Below are 21,397 nucleotides of genomic sequence, written 5' to 3' on the forward strand. Positions count from 1 at the left end.
CCGTGGCGAACAGCATCCCCGTCACGGCCAGCAGGCGAACTGCGATGGTGGCACGCATGCCGCGAGCCTACTGGGATTCGCGCGTCCGCTGCTCAGGCGCAACGCACCGCGCCGGCGGCCCAGCGCGGATAGTCGCTGTAGCCCGCCGCGTCGCGCCCGTACAGCAGGTCCTCCCGGATCGACGCCAATGGCAGCTCGTGGGTGATCCGTTCCACCAGATCGGGATTGGCGATGAAGGCGCGGCCGAACGACACCAGATCGGCGCGGCCCAGCCCTAGGACGGCTTCGGCGTCGTGCGCGGAGGTCGGCCTGCGGTTCTCGCCGATATTCGCGATGAGCGTGCCGCGCCACCGTGGTCGCAGATCGGCGAGTGCCGGATAGTCGTCGTTATCGGTCAGATGCAGATAGGCCAGGTCGCGGCGGTCCAACTCGGCGAGCAGCGCCCGGTACAGCGGTGCCGGATCGGCCTCGACCATATTGAACTGCGGGTTGCCCGGCGACAGTCGGATCGCGGTGAGCCGCGAACCGATGGCCGCGGTGACCGCGTCGACGATCGCGAGCGGCGCGCGCATGCGGTTCTCGATGGATCCGCCGTATTCGTCGGTGCGCAGGTTGGTGTTGTCGGCCAGGAACTGGTGCGGCAGATGGCTGTTCGCGCCATGGATCTCGACGCCGTCGAAGCCCGCGGCGATCGCATTGGCCGCGGCCACCGCGTAATGCCCGACCACTACTGCGATTTCGGCGTGCTCGAAGGCGCCCGGCGTGATCGGATCCGCCTTGGTGCCGTCGAGTAGATGTGGCCGGTCCGCATCCACGACCGAAGATGGTCCGGTGGGCCAGGATCCGTCGATCCGGGCCAGCGGATGACCCTTGCGACCACCGTGCATCAGCTGCGCGACGATGCGCCCGCCCCGCGCGTGCACCGCCTCGGTGACCCGCCGCCACGCGTCGATATGACGTCCGGTTTGCAGGCCCGGCACCCAGGCCTCGCTCTGGCCGGTCGAATGCGGCCAGATGCCCTCGGTCACGATCAGACCGGCCGCGGCCCGCTGCGCGTAGTAGTCGGCGACGTCGGCGGTCGGCGAACCGTCCGGATGCGAGCGCAATCGCGTCATCGGGGACATGACGATCCGATTGGGCAGGGCCGATGCGTGGTCACGGTATTCGCTCAACAGCTTCATGGCCGTACCATAAAACCTGACATCAATGTCAGGTCAAGGAGCGTATATGCGCATCGGGGAGTTGGCCGAGCGGACCGGGGTGAGTGTCCGATCGCTGCGGTATTACGAGTCCAAGGGCATGCTCGCGGCCGAGCGCACCTCGGGTGGTCAGCGGGAATATCCGGAGTCGGCGGTGGCGCGGGTGCTGCGTATTCGCGAGATGTTCGCCGCGGGTATCGGTAGCGACACTGTTGCCGAGCTGCTGCCGTGTATCCACGATGTCGACGGCACGCCGAACGAGCTGGCGACGCCGTTTCTGGTCGACAAGCTGGGCGAAGAGCGTCGGCGCATCGACCAGGCCATGACCGATCTGCACCGCGCGGGCGTGGTGCTCGACGACATCATCCGGGCTGCCGGTGGCGAGAACGCGGAACAGTAGGGTGGACCCCATGGCTCTCGACAGTGGCACCGGAACGATCTCCGACCCCGGCGATGAATCGGCCGTGGTGACGGCCCCGATCGCCAAGACGGTACGGACCGAGCGGGTGCACCACGGCGACGTCTTCATCGACGAGTACGAATGGCTCCGGGATAAGGACAGCCCCGAGGTCATCGCGTACCTGGAGGCCGAGAACGCCTACACCGACGCGCGGACCGAGCACCTCGGCGGGCTGCGCGCCAAGATCTTCGACGAGATCAAGGCGCGCACCCAGGAGACCGATCTGTCGGTGCCGACCCGGATCGGCGAGTTCTGGTACTACGTACGCAGCTACGAGGGCAAGCAGTACGGCGTGCACTGCCGCTGTCCCATCGACGCCGCGGCCGAGGGGGTCGATGCGTGGACCCCGCCGCAACTCGAGGTCGATACCGAGATCCCGGGGGAGCAGGTGCTGCTCGACAGCAACCAGCTCGCCGAGGGGTACGACTTCTTCCTGCTCGGCGCGTCCTCCGTCAGCCACGACGGCAATCTGCTCGCGTATTCGATCGACACCACCGGTGACGAGCGCTACCTGCTGCGGTTCAAGGATCTGCGCACCGGTGCGATGCTCGCCGACGAGATCGCGGGCACCGCGCCCGGTGCGACCTGGTCGCTGGACGGCACACACGTCTTCTATCAGACGGTCGACGAATCCTGGCGGCCCGACACCGTATGGCGGCACCGACTCGGCACGTCGAAGGATGACGACGTCAAGGTGTTCCACGAGCCCGACGAGCGCTACTGGGTGCACCTCACCTCGACCCGCTCGGAGAAGTATCTGATGATCTGGATCAGCTCCAAGATCACCACCGAGGGCTGGGTGCTCGAATCCGATGATCCCGAAGGGGAATTCCGGATCATCATGCCGCGGCGCGAGGGTGTGGAGTACTCCGCCGAACATGCGGTGGTCGGTGGCGAGGACCGTTTCCTGATCCTGCACAACGACATCGTGGACGGGGTGAAGGCGGAGAACTTCGTACTAGCCGACGCTCCGGTGTCGGATCCGTCGAATATGACGCTGCTGATCGAGCATCGCGACGACGTCCGGCTCGAGGATATCGATCCGTTCGCCAACCATCTGGTACTGAGCTACCGGCGCGAAGCCCTGACCCGCGTGGCCATTTGGCCGCTGACCGAATCCGGCTACGGTGAGCGCCGCGAACTGGAATTCGACCTGGAGCTCTTCGCGGTCGGCTCGGCGCACAACCCGGAGTGGGAGCAGCCGACCTTGCGGATCGGGCTCACCTCGTTCATCACGCCGGTCCAGGTATTCGACTATGTGCCGGCGACCGGTGAGCTGCTCTTGCGCAAGGAGCAACCGGTGCTCGGCGGGTACGACGCGAACGACTATGTGCAGCACCGGGATTGGGTGGTGGCCGAGGACGGCACCCGGATTCCGATCTCGCTGGTGTGGAAGAAGGATCTGCCCGAGGGCCCGAAACCGCTGCTGCTGTACGGCTACGGCTCCTACGAGGCCAGTATGGATCCGTCTTTTTCGGTGTCGCGTCTGTCGCTGCTCGACCGCGGCATGGTCTTCGCGGTCGCGCATGTGCGCGGCGGCGGTGAGATGGGGCGGCTGTGGTACGAGCAGGGCAAGACGCTCACCAAGAAGAACACCTTTACCGATTTCATCTCCTGCGCAAGCCATCTCATCGAGACCGGCCGCACCTCGGCGGACCGGATCGTCGCCGATGGCGGCAGCGCGGGTGGCCTGCTGATGGGTGCGGTGGCGAATCTGGCGCCGGAGCTGTTCAAGGGCATCCTGACCGGTGTCCCGTTCGTCGATCCGCTCACCTCGATCCTCGACCCGTCGCTGCCGCTCACCGTCATCGAATGGGACGAGTGGGGTAATCCGCTGGCGGACAAGGACGTCTACGACTACATGAAGTCCTACGCGCCCTACGAGAACGTCGAGGCCAAGGACTACCCGGCGATCCTGGCCACCACCGGCCTCAACGACACCCGCGTCCTCTACGTCGAACCGGCCAAGTGGGTAGCCAAACTCCGCGCCACCAAGACCGGCGACTCCCCGCTGCTGCTCAAGACCGAAATGAGCGCCGGCCACGGCGGCGTCAGCGGCCGCTACGAAAAGTGGAAGGAAGTCGCCTTCGAATACGCCTGGGTCCTCGACACCCTAGGCCTGGCCGACGCGTAATCGGTGCGCGGCCGGCACCCCCGGCCGCTCACTCGGACACCAGCAGTTTGCCGAGTAGCGCCGTGAGCTGACCTCGCTCGGCGGCGGTCAACGCGGCGAAGGTCTGGTCGAGATATGCCGGAATCGCCTCCTCCGCCGTGCGCAGCCGGGTGCGCCCCGCGTCGGTGATGGTCACCGCATATGTTCGGGTGCCTCGGGATCGGGTGCTGCATTGGGATCGCTGGTAGTTATCCGCTCCAGCAAACGTCGGCGGTGCCGGTATGGCGACGGAAGACGCGTGCCGGAGTGTTCGTCGGCGGGTCATCCGCACTGCACGCCGAGTACATCTGCGGCAGGCACCGTAGGTTCATGAACGCTGAGCTGATCGTGTCGATTTCCGGGATCCGGGACACCACGCGGGACGCGGCAATCGAGTTCGCGGCCGAGATGGATCGCCGTGCTGTGCGCCTCTCGCTGCTGGTCGCGCCCCGGCTCAAGGGCAGATACCGGCTGATCGAGGATGCGGCGACGCAGTCCTGGCTGCGCGGGCGGCGGGCGCGCGGCGATGCGATCGTGCTGCACGGCTACGACCAGGCGGCGACCAAGCGCCGCAGAGCCGAATTCGCCACCCTGCCACGGCATGAGGCGCGGCTGCGGTTGACCGCGGCGGACCGGGTGCTGGAACAGGTGGAACTGCGCACCCGACTCTTCGCGGCCCCGCGCTGGGACGCCTCGACCGGCGCCATGGACGCGCTGCCCGATGTCGGCTTCCGGCTCGCGCTCGGCCTCACCTCGATCCTCGATCTGGAACAGAATGTGGCGCAGAAGGCGCGCGTCTACGGCATCGGCGAGGGTTTCCGCGCCGAACCGTGGTGGTGTCGCGCGCTGGTGATGGGCGCGGCCAGGACCGCGCGGCGCGGTGGCGTGCTGCGCCTTGCCGTATCCGCCGCGCAGCTCACCCGTTCGGGTCCGCGGCAGGCCATGCTCGACGCGGTCGATCTGGCGCTGTTCCACGGCGCGGCCAGCGAGGTCTATCGCTGGGAGCCGTTCGATATCGCCAAGGCGGCCTAGAGACCGTGTGCGGGGTGTGGTCGGCACCGCTCACACGAGAAGCGCGCCGCCGCCCGCATTGGCGTAACCGGGCGGCGGCGCGCGGTGGACGAGAATACGATCGGATCGCGTTACGACCGCTTCTTGACCGGTCTCGCTTTCTTACTCGGCACGACGGCGGTGGCGGTATGGGTGAAGCCGCCCGCTTCCTCCCGGGTGAGCGGCGTCGGCTGCGGATGCTTGGCGAGCTGCCGCATGCCGCGCACGATGTCGTCGAGCAGCAGGTCGGCCATGTCGATGGTGAATCCGTGCCGGATCAGCGCGCGCATGATCGTCTCGTCCCCGCGATCGGGGGGCAGCGGGTACGCGGCGATCAGCCAGCCCCTGGTGCGCAGCCGATCCGACAGTTCGTAGAGGTTGAATCCGACATCCTGCTTCAGCCGCCACGACACCGCCGCGATGCCGCGCTGCGGGTCGCCGCCGTGGATCATCTCGAACGGGCCGAGCTGCAGCAGTCCGTCGGTCAAATGCTGGGCGACCCGGTAGAGCTGGGACTGCACGCGGGTGTATCCGGTGCGGCCGAGCCGGATGAAGTCGTAGTACTGGGTGATCACTTGCCCGCCGGGCCGGGAGAAGTTGAGGTTGAAGGTGGCCATGCTGCCGCCGAGGTAGTCCACATTGAAGACCAGCTCGTCGGGTAGATCGGCGGCTTCGCGCCAGAGCGCCCAGCCGGAGCCGAGCGGTGCGAGCCCGGTCTTGTGTCCGGAGGCGTTGATCGACTTCACCCGCGGCAACCGGAAATCCCAGATCAGATCGGGTGCGGTGAACGGTGCGAGGAAGCCGCCGCTGGCCGCGTCGACGTGGATCGGGATGTCCAGGCCGCTGGATTCTTGCAGCTGATCGAGGGCCTTGCTGATGCCCGCCACGTCCTCGTACAAACCGGTGAAGGTCTGGCCGAACGTCGGCACCACCATGATGGTGTTGTTGTCGCAGTAGGCGGCCACGTCATCGGGGTGCATGGTCAGCCGGTCGCCGCGCAGCGGGATCTGCCGGATCTCCACATCGAAATACCGTGCGAATTTCTCCCAGCACACCTGGACCGGGCCGCAGACGAAATTGGGGGTTGCGCCGCTAGCGACTGCTTGCGGGTCGCTCGAAACAGCACCGCCGCCCCTTTTGCGCCAGCGGAATTTCGCCGCCAGGCCGCCGAGCATCGCGGCCTCACTGGAGCCGGTGGTGGAGGTGCCGCGGGTGCCGACCGGATCGGGGGCGTGCCACAGATCGGCGACCATCCGCACGCCGCGCCGCTCCAATTCGGCGGTCTGTGGGTATTCGTCTTTATCGACGATGTTCTTATCGAGGGATTCGGCCATCAGCCGGCGCGCTTGGTCGTCCACCCAGGTGGTGCAGAAGGTCGCCAGGTTCATCCGGGAGACGCCGTCGAGCATCAGCTCGTCGTGCACGATCTCGTAGGCGACCTGCGGGATCATTTCCGGCGCGGGAAATCCGGATTTCGGTGCGGTCCGACGCAGGCCGGGTAGGGCGAAAAGGTCGTCGGGATCAAGTCCGTCTGTCATCGAATGGCCTCCGCAAGGTTGGATTGCGTGATGTTTGCTAAACGGTGGAGTCCAGTGCCGGTGAACCGAAACTAGCTGCACTACCTGGCTATTCGTAGAATTTTTATGAATGCTAACTATTTACCATTCAACACCATCGACTACCAGCATGTCATAGAGCAAGTGATGTCCGATACGAAATCCGGACGACACAGACCGATCGGTCGGGTGAATTCGTCCTTGTCACCGATCGGTTCATGCCAGAGTGAAACCAGCGGCGCCCGCGACCGCTTCTGAAGTGTGCTGGATCGGATCGAACCGAAAACGTGCAGATAGGGAGCGGTCATGACGACGACGGCAAGCCGGGGCGGACGGGGACCGCCTATCTTCAACAGATCAAGGACATGAAATCAGGTGACACCGCGAAATGATGTGCCGGAAATGAGGTTTCGCAGATGAACGACGACTCCCGCACCGCGGCGCTGCGCCAGCGGGTGGCCGCGCTGATGCCGCAGGCGAAAATCGATCTCACCCAACTGGTTTCGTTCAAATCGGTGGCCGATCCCCGGCAGTTCCCGCCGGAGGAATGCGAGCGCACCGCGCAGTGGGTGGCCGATGCGTTCGCCGCGGCGGGTCTGACCAAGGTGGGCCTGCACGAAACGCCTGATGGCAGTAAGGCGGTCATCGCCTCGCGTCCCGCACCGGATGGTGCGCCGACGGTATTGCTGTACTGCCACTATGACGTGCAACCGCCGCTGGACGATGGCGCCTGGCGCACTCCGGTCTGGGAGCTGACCGAGAAGGACGGTCGCTGGTACGGGCGCGGCAGTGCCGACTGCAAGGGCAATATCGTGATGCATCTGACCGCGCTGCGGGCGTTGGGTCCGGATCTGCCGCTCGGGGTGACGCTGGTCGCCGAGGGTTCCGAGGAACAGGGCACCGGCGGGCTGGAGCGGTTCGTCGAGGCCAATCCGAATATGTTGCGCGCCGACGCGATCCTGGTGGGCGACAGCGGGAATTTCGCCGTCGGGGTGCCGACCTTCACCGAGACGTTGCGCGGCACCGTGAATGTCGTCATCACCATCGAAACCCTCGCCGGGCCTTTGCATTCCGGCATGTTCGGCGGTCCGGCCCCGGATGGGCTCGCCGCGCTCATCCATGTGCTCGCGACGCTGCGCGATGAGCACGGCAACACCACGGTGGCCGGGCTGCCCAATGACCAGCACTGGCCCGGTGTGCAGTACGCCGAGAACCAATTCCGCACCGACGCAGGCGTACTCGGCGGCGTCGAACTCACCGGGGACGGCACCGTTGCCGATATGCTCTGGGCCCGACCGGCTTTGACGGTGATCGGTATCGATGCGCCGAAGGTGGTCGGCTCATCGGCGGCGATTCAGCCCGCCGCCCGCGCCCGGCTCAGCCTGCGCATCCCGCCCGGCACCGATCCGGACCAGGCGCTGAAACTCCTGACCGCGCACTTGCGTGCGAATACGCCGTGGCAGGCCACGCTTACGGTGGAAACCGAGGCCACCGGCGCACCGTTCCGATCCAGCAGCGGCGGCCCCGCGCGCACCGCGATGGACGCCGCGCTCACCGCATCGTACGGTCGGGCGACCACCACCCAGGGCCAGGGCGGATCGATCCCGCTGTGCAACGTCTTCGCCGACACCTACCCCCACGCCGAGATCATGCTGCTCGGCGTCGAGGAACCGAAATGCCTCATCCACGCCCCCAACGAGAGCGTGGACCCCACCGAAATCGAACACATGGCACTCGCCGAAGCACTGTTCCTCACCACCTACGCCGAGCAGGGCCGCTAGCGCGGTGTCGGCCGCTCGATCACCATGCGCCGACGGCTCGACGTTTGCCTGTACCAGCGCATGGTGATCGGACGTCCAAGTAGCTATCGGGTTAGAAGTCCTGATGGTCTTCGGGTTGGATCACGGTGAATTCGGTTGTGGTGGGACGCATTTCGGATAGGCGACCGAAGTAGATGCCCTGGGCTTCGGGTTGGATGATGCCGAAGTGGATCGGGAAGGCGGTGCGGGGGGAGACGGCGCGCAGGTAGTCGACGGCTTCGCTGATGCGCATCCATGGGGCCGACGCCGGGAGGGCGAGTACGCCGACGGGCACCGGCGGCACCCACAGCGAGTCGCCGGGATGGACGAGTTGCGCGGGATCGTCGGGGGTGCCGAGTTGGAAGACGGTGTTATCGATGACCGGGATCTCGGGGTGGATCACCGCATGTCGGCCGCCGCCACCGGTGATCTGGAGGCCGCCGAGGGTGACCACATTGCCCGCATGCACCGCCTCCCAGGGTTCGCCGCGCTGCTGTGCGGTCTGCGGATCGCTGAGCAGGCGCGCGTTCGGATTGGCCGCGAGCAGCGCCTGGATCCGGTTCGGATCGATATGGTCCGGATGCTGGTGGGTTACGGCGATGGCGTCCAGGTCGGTGATGCCCTCGAAGCCGTGCGAGAAGGTGCCGGGATCGAACAGCACCTTCTTACCGTGCAACTCGACGAGGATGCAGGAGTGGCCGAAGTGGGCTATGCGCATGGGGCCATGCTATTTGACTCGACCCCGGCACGAGCTCGGGCAACCTGGACAACTACGCTGCTCAGATAACCCCCACACCACCTGAGGAGCAACGCGTGGCACGAGTCGTGGTCGAGGTGATGCCGAAGGCCGAGATCCTGGATCCGCAGGGGCAGGCGATCGCCGGTGCGCTCCCGCGCCTGGGATTCGCCGGAGTCTCGGATGTGCGGCAGGGCAAGCGATTCGAACTCGATGTCGACGACAGTGTCAGCGACGCGGAGCTCGAACAGATCGCCGAGGCGCTGCTCGCCAACACCGTGATCGAGGAATGGAAGGTTGTGCGCGTCTCATGACGGCGCGCATCGGGGTCATTACTTTTCCCGGCACGCTCGATGATGTCGACGCCGCACGGGCGGTCGAGCTGGCGGGCGCCGAGGCGGTCAGCCTGTGGCATGCCGATGCCGATCTCAAGCAGGTCGACGCGGTGGTCGTGCCCGGCGGATTCTCCTACGGCGACTACCTGCGCGCCGGTGCCATTGCCCGGTTCGCGCCGGTGATGGGCGAGGTCATCAAGGCCGCGGGCCGGGGTCTGCCGGTACTCGGCATCTGCAATGGCTTCCAGGTGCTGTGCGAGGCGGGTCTGCTGCCCGGCGCGCTGACCCGGAACGAGGGCCTGCACTTCATCTGCCGCGACGAGTGGCTGCGCGTCGAATCGGCGGATTCGGTCTGGACCTCGCGCTACGAGCCGGGTGCGCAGATCCTCATCCCGCTGAAGTCCGGTGAGGGTCGCTTCCAGGCCTCGACCGCCGTGCTCGACCAGCTCGAGGGTGAGGGCCGGGTCGTATTCCGCTACGCGGGCGACAACCCGAACGGCTCCCAGCGCGGCATCGCGGGCATCGCCTCGGCGAACGGTCGCGTCGTCGGCCTGATGCCGCATCCCGAGCACGCCACCGAACCGCTGACCGGTCCGAGCGACGACGGCCTCGGCCTGTTCCTCTCGGTCCTCGACACCCTGGTCTCTGCGTAATTTGGCCGCGCCTGCGGCGCGGCGTGTTCGCGGCCCCCGGATGTCTGGCTGACCCTTTCGAGCGACCTGCAAGCAGTCGCAAGCGGCCGAGCCGTCGAGACTCGCGCCTGCGGCGCATGTGCTTCGACGACTCGGCTGAGTTCGATGGCCGCGCCTGCGGCGCGGACGCGAGACGGGCCGCGAACGGGTCGCTCGTAAGACTCACTCCGTGGTTGTCGCCAGGTCAGGTGATCTTGGCGATGATGTCGAAATCGACGCCGTCGGCCAGCGCTATATAACCGTGCTGTTGGGCCTGGTTGCCGAGGAATCCTCGTGTGCCACCCGGTGTTTCGAGCAGCACTCCTTGGTCGAGCACGGCGTGCACCTCGGGTACCTGCAGTGATCCGACGGTCTGCGCGATCGCGCGCAGCGTGTGGATCGCCTGGTAGCTCATATTGCTGAAACTGGTCAGTGCGGGCGCGAAATTGCCGTGTAGTCTGCGGTAGCGGGCCAGCCGGTCGCGGCCGCCATCGATATTCGTAGTACGAATTTCGCGACCGAGAAATCCTGCGCCAGTGTTGATTTCGTCGACGGTCAGGGAAATCGCCGCATCGCACGATGCCGCGACGATACCGCCCGGTCCCTGCATCGGGACTATGTTCAGTATCTCGATCGTGACGTCTGGGCCCTCGCCGAACGCGGACATTCGGTACTCTTCTTCTCGTTCGAGCGAAATTCATGGCAGGCAGGAAATAATGACGACCATTGTAAGCGGATATTCCACGCTGCATGGTGCGCTGCGTGCCGCGGAACGGCGTTGGCTGGGGCACCTCGACGTCGCCCTGTGTGCCCGGCAACTAACGGCCGATCAGTGGTCGATGCTGTCGAATCTGTCCACCGAGTTCGGGGTCACGATGAGTGAACTCGCGGGCAGATCGCAGCTGGCGCCGTCGTCCGCGACCAGGCATGCCGATGCCTTGGCCGAGCGCGGCCTCATATTCCGAGTCGCCGCCGAGGACGACCGCCGCCGCATCCTGATCGGCCTGAGCAGGCTCGGTTCGGATCTGGTCGACGCGGTGCGCGCCGAGGAGGCGCGGGCGGAACAGGAGTTGCGGTCGCGTATCGGTGCGCGGCGGTATGCCGAGCTGATGCGTTTACTGGAACTCGTTTCCGCGGTTAGTGCGCGCGCGTAGTTCGCCGAGTAAGTATTACCTTATTCGTCGGATGAATTAACGCGCGAATAGTCCGAACACCCGATTCTGTCCGTGTTGGCGAGCGGAATATCGTTCCTTGGTTATGTTCCACATGAAATTAGTTTGGTTCGATAGTCAAGCGAACGAAGATGGGCGACGAAACGGTTGCGCCGAACCCGACGCGGGAACATGTCGCCGTCATCAATCAGGTGATGCCGCGACTACACATCCGCGCCGAAGTGCTCGCGGACTGCACGAGCACGTTCAGGAACTGATCGGGAATTGAGCCGAGCGGTTCGGGGGCTCGTCCGCAGGTCTGCATAGGATCGCAGGCATGCCCGTTTCCACTACCGCTGCCACGGCCGTTGGGTTGTGTGCCTTCATCGATGAGTCGCCCTCGCCCTTTCACGTGTGCCGTACGGTCGCGCGGGAACTGGACGCGCACGGCTTCACCCGGCTCTCGGAGTCGGCCCCGTGGCCCTCGGACGGGCCGAGCCGGCATTACGTCGTGCGCGGCGGCTCCCTGGTCGCCTGGGCGACGGCCGATTCCGCGGGCGGTACGCCGTTCCGGGTGGTCGGCGCGCATACCGACAGTCCGAACCTGCGGGTCAAGCAGCATCCGGATCTGGCCTCGGCCGGCTGGCAGTTGGTCGGGCTGGAGCCCTACGGCGGCGCGTGGCTCAACTCGTGGCTGGATCGCGAACTCGGGATATCGGGGCGGCTCAGCGTGCGCGACGGAAATGCGGTGCGCGACCGGCTGGTTCGCATCGATGAACCGATCCTGCGGGTGCCGCAGCTGGCCATCCACCTGTCCGAGGATCGCCGCGGCGTCACCCTGGACCCGCAGCGGCACGTCAATGCGATCTGGGGTCTGGGCGCGCAGCCGCGCTCGTTTCTCGAGTTCGTCGCCGAGCATGCGGAGGTCGATCCGTACGAGGTGCTCGGCTGGGAGCTGATGACCCATGACCTCGCGCCGAGTCGGCTTGTCGGTCGTGACCGCGATCTGGTCAGTGCGCCGCGGCTGGACAATCAGGGCACCTGCTACTCGGGACTGAGTGCGTTCCTCGCGGCCATCGCCGAACCCGGTGCGGCCATTCCGGTGCTGGCGATGTTCGACCACGAGGAGGTCGGCAGCCAGTCCGATCGGGGCGCGCAATCCGACCTGCTGCCGACGGTGCTGGAACGCATTGTGTTGTCGCGCGGCGGCGGCCGGGCCGAATATCTGGCCGCGTTGGCCGGATCCGTCTGCGCCTCCGGTGATATGGCGCACGCGACGCACCCCAACTACCCGGACCGGCACGAGCCGGCCCACCGCATCGAGGTCAATGGCGGACCGGTGCTCAAGGTGAACCAAAATCTGCGCTACGCAACGGATGCCGCGGGCGCGGGTGCGTTCGCCCTGGCCTGTGCACAGGCCGGGGTGGCGTTGCAGCGCTACGTGCACCGGGCCGATCTGCCCTGCGGTTCCACCATCGGCCCGATGACCGCCGCCCGCACCGGCATGCCGACTGTCGACGTCGGTGCGGCCCAGCTGGCGATGCATTCGGCGCGGGAAATAATGGGCGCAGAAGACGTCTCGGCCTACGCGGCCGCACTCGCCGCCTTCCTGACGCCAGCGCCGGTCGGCTGATAAGTCGCGTCGGTCAGCGGTCTCGGAGCAACCTGTCGATCGCCTTGGCGATCAATGTTGGGCGTTCGGCGGTGGGCAGCCACTGGCGTTCGTAGTCGATCAGGCGCTCGGCTGATCGGTAGGATGACGGGATGTTGCTGAGGGTGTTCACCGAACCGCAGCAGGGTGCCTCGTATGACGATCTGCTCGCGGTCGCGCGGCGGAGCGAGGAGTGCGGGTTCGATGCGTTCTTCCGCTCTGATCACTATCTGGTGATGGGCGAGCCCGATGGGCTGCCCGGGCCGACCGATTCGTGGATCACGTTGGCGGGGCTGGCTCGGGAGACCAGTCGGATCCGCCTGGGCACGCTGGTGAGTTCTGCGACCTTTCGTAATCCGGGTGTGCTCGCCATCTCTGTTGCACAGGTCGATCAGATGAGTGGTGGCCGGGTCGAATTGGGCTTGGGCGCCGGGTGGTTCGAGGCCGAACACCGGGCCTACGGCATCGATTTCCCGGATACGGTCGGCCGGTTCGACTTGCTCGAGGAGCAATTGGAGCTGATCACCGGGCTGTGGGATACCCCGTTGGGTGAGCGCTACGACTTCGCAGGCAAGCACTACCGCATCGTGGATTCCCCGGCACTGCCCAAGCCCGTGCAGTCGCCGCATCCGCCGGTGATCGTCGGCGGTGCGGGTAAGCGGCGCACGCCCATGCTGGCGGCGAAGTACGCTGCCGAATTCAATGCCGGCTTCAAGACTTTGGATGAGACCGCGGAGCTGTTCGGCCGGGTCCGCAGTACCTGCGCCGAGGTAGGGCGTGACCCGGCGACACTCGATCTGTCTGTGGCGCATGCGGTTGTCCTCGGTAAGGACGACGCCGAAGTGCGCCGCCGCCTCGAGATCTACGACGCGGCGGATGTCGAGGAAGTGCGCGCCCATGCGCTCGTCGGTACGCCAGGCGAAGTCGTCGACAAACTCGGCCGGTATGCGGCCATCGGCGCGGGCCGGGCCTACCTGCAGATCCTCGACCTGTCCGACCTCGACCACCTCGACCTGATCGCCGCCGAAGTCCTGCCCCACATGACCTGATCGGCAGGTCGGTCGAAGCGAGTCGCGTGGTGGCACTGAGGATTCCGGGCAGCAGCCATTCGACAACCGCCGATTGTTGTTCGGCACGCCGCCTAGGCGTCAGCCGTCTCCGGAGTGTCCGCGGTGGCCGGGTGGTAAGTCGCGACCGCGATCACGAACACCGCGAGCGTCGCCAATACGTAACTGCTGCCGATGATCTGCTGCCACCAGGCCCAGCCGAGCTCGAGGTCTTTCGAATGCGGCAGCAGCCACTGCGGGCCGATCAGGAACAGCACGGTGCAGGCGGCGACCGCGCCGATGAAGCGGCGATCGCGGGTGCCGCGGGCGATGGTGTCGGCGACGACCAGCAGGGTAGGAGCGATCCAGACCCAGTGGTGCGACCAGGAGACCGGGGAGACCAGCAGAATCGCGGCCGCGTTCACCATCAGCGCGGCCACCTGTTGGCCGGATTGGATCAGCCGGTGCATCCACACTGCCGCGAGGGCAATCGCGATCAGCGACAACGTGATCCAGATCAGGGTGGCCAGCGAATCGGCGACGCCGAGCCGGAAGGCCATACCTTTGATCGACTGATTGCCCGCGAAGTACGGGGGGCCGATGCGGCCGGTATCGGACAGCGTGTGGAACCAGTATTCGACCGAATCACTGGGGAACAGCAGGAATCCGAGCCCGATCGCCGCGATCGCGGAGACAACCAGCGTGCCCGCCGCCTTCCAGTCCCGGCGCAGCAGGAAGTAGAGCAGATATCCGGCCGGGATCAGCTTCACCGACACCGCGATGCCGATCAGCATGCCGCGCGGCCAGATCGGTTTGCGGACAAGGCAATCCATGGTGATCGCGGCCATCAGCACCAGATTGATCTGGCCGAAGCCGAAGGTCGCCCGGACCGGTTCGAACATCTGCGCCGCCGCGACCGCGCCGATGACCAGTGCGAGCATGCCGCGCCGCTCGAGGGTGGGGCGCAGGCGCGCGAGCACCAGCCACAGTGTGATGCCGAGACTCAGCACCGAGGTGGCGGTCACCAGCACCTCGGCAGGCACCAGCGGCATCAGCGCGAGCGGTGCGAAGAACAGCGCGGCCAACGGGGGATAGGTGAACGGCAGCCCGATTCCCTCGACCGGAGGCATCGGACCGTAGAGCTCGCCGTCGTCGAGCCAGACGCGTGCGCCGTTGCGGTAGACCTGGAGATCGATATAACCGTTCCACCAGTGCACCACCAGCGAGACGAGGACCGAGACGGCGAACAGGGCGATGGCGATCAGCAGCCAGCGCACCTGCGGGTTCGATGTCGAGAATGGCGGCGTCGCGGACGCGGCTTCCAGTCGGGTGTCCGGCGTGATGACGGGCTGCTCAGCCTGATCCGCAATCCCCGATCGATCGTTCACCGCCTGAGCGTAGCGGTTGCGAACTCGGGCATTGTGGGCCGACCCGGGGCATTTCCGCCGATCCACACCATGTTCTCGGTCACATCTCGTGAGCCCTCGTACCCGGGAAAACCGGCGATCCGGACGACCGGTCGATGCGACCGGCTGACCATCGCGGGCCACAGCTAAACTTCAGGGCGAATCCCCAGCTTCGCGCTCCGGCCCGAAAGGACCCTGGTACTCCGTGACTCCGCAGGTCGACACCGTCAGCGCAGCCGCAGCAACGCCCGACGCACCGCAGCCGTACAAGGAGCTCGGTCTCAAAGACGACGAGTACGCGCGGATCAAGGAAATCCTCGGCCGTCGGCCGACCGACGCCGAACTGGCGATGTATTCGGTGATGTGGAGCGAGCACTGCTCGTACAAGTCATCGAAGGTGCATCTGCGCTACTTCGGTGAGACCACCACCGACGAGATGAAGGCCGCCATGCTCGCGGGCATCGGTGAGAACGCGGGCGTGGTCGATGTCGGTGACGGCTGGGCGGTCACCTTCAAGGTGGAGAGCCATAACCACCCCTCCTATGTGGAGCCGTATCAGGGCGCGGCCACCGGTGTCGGCGGCATCGTGCGCGACATCATGGCCATGGGCGCGCGGCCCATCGCGGTAATGGATCAGCTGCGCTTCGGCGCGGCGGACGCGGCCGATACCCGGCGCGTCGTCGACGGTGTGGTGCGCGGTGTCGGCGGCTACGGCAACTCGCTCGGTCTGCCGAATATCGGCGGCGAGACCGTCTTCGACGCCTCATATCAGGGCAACCCGTTGGTTAACGCGCTGTGCGCCGGTGTGATGCGGGTCGAGGATCTGCATCTGGCCTTCGCCTCCGGCGCGGGCAACAAGATCATTCTGTTCGGCGCGCGGACCGGCCTCGACGGCATCGGCGGCGTCTCGGTGCTGGCCTCGGACACCTTCTCCGGTGACGAGTCCGGGTCCGGCCGCAAGAAGCTGCCCAGCGTCCAGGTCGGTGACCCGTTCACCGAGAAGGTGCTCATCGAGTGCTGTCTCGAGCTGTACGCCGCCAAGCTGGTGGTCGGCATCCAGGATCTCGGCGGCGCCGGATTGTCCTGTGCCACATCCGAACTCGCGGCAGCGGGCGACGGCGGCATGCATATCGACCTGACCAAGGTGCCGTTGCGCGCCAAAGGCATGACCCCGGCCGAGGTGCTCTCCAGCGAATCGCAGGAGCGCATGTGTGCGGTGGTCACGCCGGAGAACGTGGACGCGTTCATGGCCGTCTGCCACAAGTGGGATGTGCTGGCCACGGTGATCGGTGAGGTCACCGAGGGCGACCGGCTGGTGATCAGCTGGCACGGCGAGACCGTGGTGGACGTGCCGCCGCGCACCGTCGCGCACCAGGGCCCGGTGTATGAGCGCCCGGTGCGGCGCCCGGATTTCCAGGACGCGCTGATCGCGGACAGCACGGACAAACTGTCGCGGCCGAAGACGGCCGACGAATTGCGCGCGACCCTGCTGCAGATGATTTCCAGCCCGCAGCTGTGCAGCCGCAAGTGGATCACCGAACAGTACGACCGTTACGTCCGCGGCAACACCGTGCTGGCCGAACACGCCGACGCGGGTGTCATCCGGATCGACGAGCAGACCGGCCGCGGCATCGCGCTGGCCACCGACGCGTCCGGCCGCTACACCAAGCTTGACCCCTACACCGGCGCGCAGCTCGCGCTGGCCGAGGCCTACCGCAATGTGGCCACCACCGGTGCTACGCCGAAGGCCGTCACCAACTGCCTCAACTTCGGTTCCCCCGAGGATCCCGGCGTGATGTGGCAGTTCCAGCAGGCCGTGCGTGGTCTCGCGGACGGCTGTGTGGCCCTTGGTATTCCGGTTACCGGCGGCAATGTCAGCTTCTACAACCAGACCGGCCAGGACGCCATCCTGCCGACCCCGGTGGTCGGCGTGCTCGGCGTCATCGACGATGTGCACCGGCGCATCCCGACCGGCCTCGGACTCGAGCCGGGCGAAACGCTGATCCTGCTCGGCGAGACCGCCGACGAATTCGGCGGTTCGATCTGGTCGCAGGTCGCGCACGACCATCTCGGCGGCGTGCCGCCGAAGGTCGACTTCGCCCGCGAGCAACTGCTCGCCGAGGTGCTGACCTCGGGTTCGCGCGACGGCATGATCAGTGCGGCGCACGACCTTTCGGAGGGCGGCCTGATCCAGACCGTCGTCGAGGCCGCGCTGGCGGGTGAAACCGGTTGCCGCATCCTGCTTCCCGAGGGTGCGGACCCGTTCGTGCAGCTGTTCTCCGAATCGGCGGGCCGGGTGCTCGTCGCGGTGCCGCGCTCGGAGGAGACCCGCTTCACCAAGATGTGCACCGCGCGGGCATTGCCGTGGGCGCGTATCGGAGTGGTCGACCAGGGCTCGGATGCCGTTGAGGTGCAGGGACAGTTCTCGATCACCCTGGACGAACTGCGCGCGGCGCACGAGGGCACGCTGCCGAAGCTGTTCGGAGCCAGCGCCATTTGAGCGCGCCCGAGGCTCGGGAAGTCTCGGTACGTCTACGCGACGGCGTCGGCAGGGTTGTCGGCGCCGTCGAGCGCTTCTTCCATCCGAACTATGTCGGCCTCATCGTGGCCACGGTGTTCTTCGGTTGGTCGCTGACCCCCTCACTACTGCCGCGCGATTGGTTGTTCGAGGGGCTGGTCAGCGGTATCAACGCCGCTATCGGCTACGGCGTCGGCTGCCTGTTCGAGTGGGTGTACCGCAAGTGGGTGCGCAAGCCGCTGCGCCGCAAGGCGGCTCAGTTGCCCGCATCGGTCACGCGCCAGTGGGCGAAGCGGCCCAAGTGGCTGTCGGGTGCGGTGAAGGTCGCCATCGTGCTGGCCTGTCTCGTCGTCGCCGTAATTCTGCTGGTCGAGTCGGCGCGCTGGCAGCGCGAAATCACCGCGCTCATGGCCATGGAGCCGATCACGACCTCCGGCTTCCTGCGCACCGGCGCATTGAGCGCCCTGGTCGGTGCGATCGCCATCGGGGTGTTCCGCGCCGTGCGGCGGCTCGTTCGTTCGATCGCGTTCGAGCTGATCAAGCGGGCCCATTTTCCGCGCCAACTGGCCGTACCGGTCGGGTTTCTGGTCGTGGTCGTCGCGGCGGTGCTGCTGTTCAACGGTGTACTGACCAAAGTGTTTTTCGACGTGGCGAATTCGGCCTTCAGCGTGCGCAACAGTCACACTTCGCCGAATGCCGTGCAGCCGCAACTGCCCGAGCGTTCCGGCAGCCCGAACTCGCTGGCGGCCTGGGACACCCTCGGCTCCGAGGGCCGCTGGTTCGTATCTTTCGTGCCGACCGCAGCTGATATCGCGCGGGTCACCGGAAAGCCCGCGCGCGAACCCATTCGGGTCTATGCGGGGTTGGAATCGGCCGACGGTCCCGAGGCGCAGGCAGAGCTGATCGCGGCCGAGCTGGAACGCACCGGCGCGTTCGAACGCAAGGTGCTGGTGGTCGTGACGACAACGGGCACCGGCTGGGTCGATTCGACCAGCGCCGAATCCATCGAGCTGATGTACGGCGGCGATACCGCGATCGCCGCGACCCAGTATTCGTATCTACCGAGTGTGCTGTCGTTCCTTTCGGATAAGGAAAAGGCCACCCGGATGGGAAAACTGGTCTTCGACAAGGTCTATGAGCACTGGTCGGTGCGTCCGAAGCAGACCCGGCCGAAGCTGCTCGTCTACGGTGAGAGCCTGGGCTCACAGGGCTCCGAAGGCGCGTTCCCGGGTCTGGCCGACCTTCGGGCGAAGACCGACGGCGTGCTGTGGGTCGGGCCGCCGAATTCCAACCGGCTGTGGAGCGAATTCACCGCCCGCCGCGATCCCGGATCGCCGGAAATTCTGCCGACCTATGCCGACGGACTGGTGGTGCGCTTCGCCGACAGCCGCGGTGACCTGTGGAAACAGGGCGATACCTGGCTGCCGCCCCGGATCGCCTATCTACAGCACGCCTCCGATCCGGTGGTCTGGTGGTCACCGGATCTGTTGTTCAGCGAACCGGATTGGCTGCGCGAGCCGCGCGGCCCCGATGTCTCGTCGCGGATGGCGTGGTATCCGATCGTGACGTTCTGGCAGGTCGCCGCGGATCTGCCCAATGCCCAGCGGGTCAGTGACGGGCACGGGCACAACTACGGCACGCTGGTGCTGGCTGCGTGGGCCGCGATCGCGCAGCCGCCGGATTGGTCGGCGGATCTGGCGGACCGGATCCGTGCGTACCTGGACGCGTCATCGGCCATGGAACACAAGCTGAAATAACGCCGACCTGTTGCACCACCCCCGACGGCTGTACGCGACCCGCATACTGTTCGGGTGATGATCGCTACGGCCCCGTTGACGCCCGTGCCCGATCCATGCCCCAACGATCTGGGCATCGCGCCGGCCCGCTGACCGATGCTCGAAACCGCCACCACCTTGATGAAGCTGCGTGCGCGCGGCGTCGTCGTGATGCGGCGGGCCGAGGAGATCATCGACCTGAACTACGCCGGGCTGGTCTTCGCGACGATCTTCTTCGCACTCTCGGTGACGCCGTCGCTGGTGCCGCGCGACTGGTTGTTCCAGGGCCTGATCAGCGGCATCAATGCCGCACTCGGTTACGGCCTCGGCTGCGTACTGGAATGGCTGTTCCGGCTGTGGGTTCGGCCGCGGTTGTCCAAGCGGCTGGGTGATCGGATCGCACCGCCGCCGACCTGGGTGCGCTATGCGGTGAAATCCGCCATCCTGTTCACCTCCGCCGTGACCGCGGCCGTCATGCTGGTGCAGTCGGCCCGTTGGCAGCGCGAGATCACCGCGTTGATGGGGATGGAGGGCACCACCACACCGGCCTACCTGCGCACCGGCTTGCTGAGCGTCGCGGTGGGCGCTGCGTTGGTCGCGGCGTATCGGACGCTGCGCGAGACCATCCGGTTCCTGGCCCGCCAGCTCAACCGCTGGGTCCGGGTGCCGCGTGAGTTGGCGCCCTCGGCCGGATTCCTGGTCCTGGTGATCCTGACCGTCACCCTGTTCAACGGTGTGGCCTCGCGTGCCTTCTTCGCGGTGGCGAATTCGGCGTTCAGCGTGCAGAACGATCACACCTCGCAGAATGCGATCCAGCCCGTGCAGCCCGAGCGCTCGGGCAGTCCGGCCTCGCTGGCGAAATGGGATTCGCTCGGTTTCGAGGGCCGCTGGTTCGTCTCGCACGGGCCGTCCGCCGCCCGGATCACCTCGATCACCGGCAAATCCGCGCGCGAGCCGATCCGGGCCTATGTGGGCCTGGAGTCGGCGCAGAGCGGCGAGGCGCGGGCCGAACTCGCGGTCTCCGAACTGGAGCGCACGGGCGCGTTCGATCGAAAGGTGCTGGTCGTGGTCACCACCACCGGTACCGGTTGGGTGAATTCGATGGCGGCCGGTGCCATCGAGTACATGTACGGCGGCGATACCGCGACCGTCGCCTCGCAATACTCGTATCTGCCCAGTGTGCTGTCGTTCCTCGCGGACCGCGGCAAGGCCTCGGACGCGGGTAAGCAGCTCTTCGACGCGGTGTACGAGCATTGGTCGGCACGGCCGGACGGTGCACGGCCGAAGTTGCTCGTCTACGGCGAGAGTCTGGGATCGCAGGGCTCGGAAGCGGCCTTCGACGGGCTGGCCGATCTGCGTTCGAAGGTCGATGGCGCGCTGTGGGTCGGCCCGCCGAATTCGAATCGACTGTGGGAGCAATTCGTTTCGCGGCGCGATCCCGGATCGCGGGAGGTGGAGCCGGTCTACGCGGACGGCCTGGTGGTCCGATTCGCTTCCGACAGTGCCGATCTCGCGCGTCCATCGACCGAATGGCGGGCCCCGCGCATCGCCTATCTGCAACACGCCTCCGACCCGGTCGTCTGGTGGTCCTCGGATCTGATCTTCTCCCAACCGGATTGGCTCTCCGAGCCGCGCGGTTCCGACGTCACCGCCCAGATGCGCTGGTGGCCCTTCGTCACCTTCTGGCAGGTCACCTGTGATCTCACCAACGCCCAGGGCGTCGCCGACGGCCACGGCCACCGCTACGGCAGCCTGGTCCTCGATGGCTGGATCGCGGTGGCCGCGCCCCCGGACTGGACCGTCGAGCAAGCCGATAGGATCCGGGCCCAAATCGAGGCCGCCGAGGACTACGAGCGCGAGATCAAGTAATGCGCGTCGGACTGAAAACTGCT

The 21,397-nt window shown here is 66.5% G+C and carries 18 protein-coding genes; 12 read left to right on the top strand and 6 right to left on the bottom strand.

What is annotated here, in order from left to right; genetic code table 11:
* Window positions 1-92 precede the first annotated feature (92 nt).
* On the bottom strand, window positions 93-1,181 hold the full coding sequence (locus OG874_RS38590) for an alkene reductase (RefSeq protein WP_330251973.1): 1,089 nt from the start codon (window positions 1,179-1,181) through the stop codon (window positions 93-95).
* 46 nt (window positions 1,182-1,227) lie between these two features.
* On the opposite strand from OG874_RS38590, the gene OG874_RS38595 reads away from it, so the two are divergent.
* Together OG874_RS38595 and OG874_RS38600 are read left to right on the top strand one after the other, a co-directional pair.
* The gene (locus tag OG874_RS38595) at window positions 1,228-1,599 is read left to right on the top strand and encodes a MerR family transcriptional regulator (RefSeq protein ID WP_330251974.1); all 372 of its coding nucleotides are present in this window, start codon (window positions 1,228-1,230) and stop codon (window positions 1,597-1,599) included.
* A gap of 10 nt (window positions 1,600-1,609) precedes the next feature.
* Complete coding sequence (locus tag OG874_RS38600) at window positions 1,610-3,793, top strand: S9 family peptidase (RefSeq protein ID WP_330251975.1); 2,184 nt, start codon at window positions 1,610-1,612, stop codon at window positions 3,791-3,793.
* A gap of 28 nt (window positions 3,794-3,821) precedes the next feature.
* Here OG874_RS38600 and OG874_RS38605 read toward each other — a convergent pair whose 3' ends face one another.
* Window positions 3,822-3,968, bottom strand: coding sequence for a hypothetical protein (locus OG874_RS38605; protein ID WP_330251976.1), 147 nt, complete (start codon window positions 3,966-3,968; stop codon window positions 3,822-3,824).
* Window positions 3,969-4,141: 173 nt separating this feature from the next.
* Between OG874_RS38605 and OG874_RS38610 the strand changes: the two genes are divergently transcribed.
* On the top strand, window positions 4,142-4,843 hold the full coding sequence (locus OG874_RS38610; protein WP_330251977.1) for a DUF2334 domain-containing protein: 702 nt from the start codon (window positions 4,142-4,144) through the stop codon (window positions 4,841-4,843).
* 110 nt (window positions 4,844-4,953) lie between these two features.
* Here OG874_RS38610 and OG874_RS38615 read toward each other — a convergent pair whose 3' ends face one another.
* Window positions 4,954-6,399 (bottom strand): glutamate decarboxylase, encoded by a 1,446-nt coding sequence (locus OG874_RS38615; RefSeq protein ID WP_330251978.1) that lies wholly within the window; start codon window positions 6,397-6,399, stop codon window positions 4,954-4,956.
* A gap of 434 nt (window positions 6,400-6,833) precedes the next feature.
* Here OG874_RS38615 and OG874_RS38620 point away from each other — a divergent pair, with 434 nt between their 5' ends.
* Window positions 6,834-8,198, top strand: a complete 1,365-nt coding sequence (locus tag OG874_RS38620; protein ID WP_330251979.1) for a dipeptidase — start codon at window positions 6,834-6,836, stop codon at window positions 8,196-8,198.
* A gap of 91 nt (window positions 8,199-8,289) precedes the next feature.
* Here the strand turns inward: OG874_RS38620 and OG874_RS38625 are convergent, their stop codons facing one another.
* A complete protein-coding gene (locus OG874_RS38625; protein ID WP_330251980.1) occupies window positions 8,290-8,934 on the bottom strand; it encodes an MBL fold metallo-hydrolase in 645 nt (214 codons plus the stop codon).
* Between the two features lie 95 nt (window positions 8,935-9,029).
* Here OG874_RS38625 and purS point away from each other — a divergent pair, with 95 nt between their 5' ends.
* Window positions 9,030-9,266: a phosphoribosylformylglycinamidine synthase subunit PurS gene (gene purS / locus OG874_RS38630; RefSeq protein ID WP_330251981.1), complete on the top strand. Its 237-nt coding sequence runs from the start codon at window positions 9,030-9,032 to the stop codon at window positions 9,264-9,266.
* Entirely contained in the window at window positions 9,263-9,940 is a 678-nt protein-coding gene (gene purQ, locus OG874_RS38635; protein ID WP_330251982.1) for a phosphoribosylformylglycinamidine synthase subunit PurQ, read from the top strand. The genes purS and purQ overlap by 4 nt, the downstream gene beginning before the upstream one ends.
* Window positions 9,941-10,163: 223 nt before the next feature.
* On the opposite strand, the gene OG874_RS38640 is transcribed toward purQ, so the two are convergent.
* Complete coding sequence (locus OG874_RS38640; protein WP_330251983.1) at window positions 10,164-10,625, bottom strand: hypothetical protein; 462 nt, start codon at window positions 10,623-10,625, stop codon at window positions 10,164-10,166.
* Window positions 10,626-10,674: 49 nt separating this feature from the next.
* Between OG874_RS38640 and OG874_RS38645 the strand changes: the two genes are divergently transcribed.
* The 3 genes from OG874_RS38645 to OG874_RS38655 all read left to right on the top strand — a co-directional run bounded on the left by OG874_RS38645 (window position 10,675) and on the right by OG874_RS38655 (window position 13,809).
* Window positions 10,675-11,112, top strand: coding sequence for a MarR family winged helix-turn-helix transcriptional regulator (locus tag OG874_RS38645; RefSeq protein ID WP_330251984.1), 438 nt, complete (start codon window positions 10,675-10,677; stop codon window positions 11,110-11,112).
* Window positions 11,113-11,446: 334 nt separating this feature from the next.
* Window positions 11,447-12,742 carry a M18 family aminopeptidase gene (locus OG874_RS38650; protein WP_330251985.1) on the top strand — a complete coding sequence of 432 codons (1,296 nt, stop codon included), beginning with the start codon at window positions 11,447-11,449 and terminating at the stop codon, window positions 12,740-12,742.
* 131 nt (window positions 12,743-12,873) lie between these two features.
* Window positions 12,874-13,809 carry an LLM class F420-dependent oxidoreductase gene (locus OG874_RS38655; RefSeq protein ID WP_330251986.1) on the top strand — a complete coding sequence of 312 codons (936 nt, stop codon included), beginning with the start codon at window positions 12,874-12,876 and terminating at the stop codon, window positions 13,807-13,809.
* Between the two features lie 92 nt (window positions 13,810-13,901).
* Here OG874_RS38655 and OG874_RS38660 read toward each other — a convergent pair whose 3' ends face one another.
* The gene (locus tag OG874_RS38660) at window positions 13,902-15,194 is read right to left on the bottom strand and encodes a glycosyltransferase 87 family protein (protein ID WP_330251987.1); all 1,293 of its coding nucleotides are present in this window, start codon (window positions 15,192-15,194) and stop codon (window positions 13,902-13,904) included.
* A gap of 223 nt (window positions 15,195-15,417) precedes the next feature.
* On the opposite strand from OG874_RS38660, the gene purL reads away from it, so the two are divergent.
* The 3 genes from purL (at window position 15,418) to OG874_RS38675 (ending at window position 21,374) form a co-directional block, all read left to right on the top strand.
* On the top strand, window positions 15,418-17,712 hold the full coding sequence (gene purL / locus OG874_RS38665; protein WP_330251988.1) for a phosphoribosylformylglycinamidine synthase subunit PurL: 2,295 nt from the start codon (window positions 15,418-15,420) through the stop codon (window positions 17,710-17,712).
* Complete coding sequence (locus tag OG874_RS38670; RefSeq protein WP_330251989.1) at window positions 17,709-19,487, top strand: alpha/beta hydrolase; 1,779 nt, start codon at window positions 17,709-17,711, stop codon at window positions 19,485-19,487. The genes purL and OG874_RS38670 overlap by 4 nt, the downstream gene beginning before the upstream one ends.
* 135 nt (window positions 19,488-19,622) lie before the next feature.
* Window positions 19,623-21,374, top strand: coding sequence for an alpha/beta hydrolase (locus tag OG874_RS38675; protein WP_330251990.1), 1,752 nt, complete (start codon window positions 19,623-19,625; stop codon window positions 21,372-21,374).
* The last annotated feature ends 23 nt before the right edge of the window (window positions 21,375-21,397 follow it).

The organism is Nocardia sp. NBC_00565 (genome assembly GCF_036345915.1).
In the GTDB taxonomy this organism is placed as follows: domain Bacteria; phylum Actinomycetota; class Actinomycetes; order Mycobacteriales; family Mycobacteriaceae; genus Nocardia.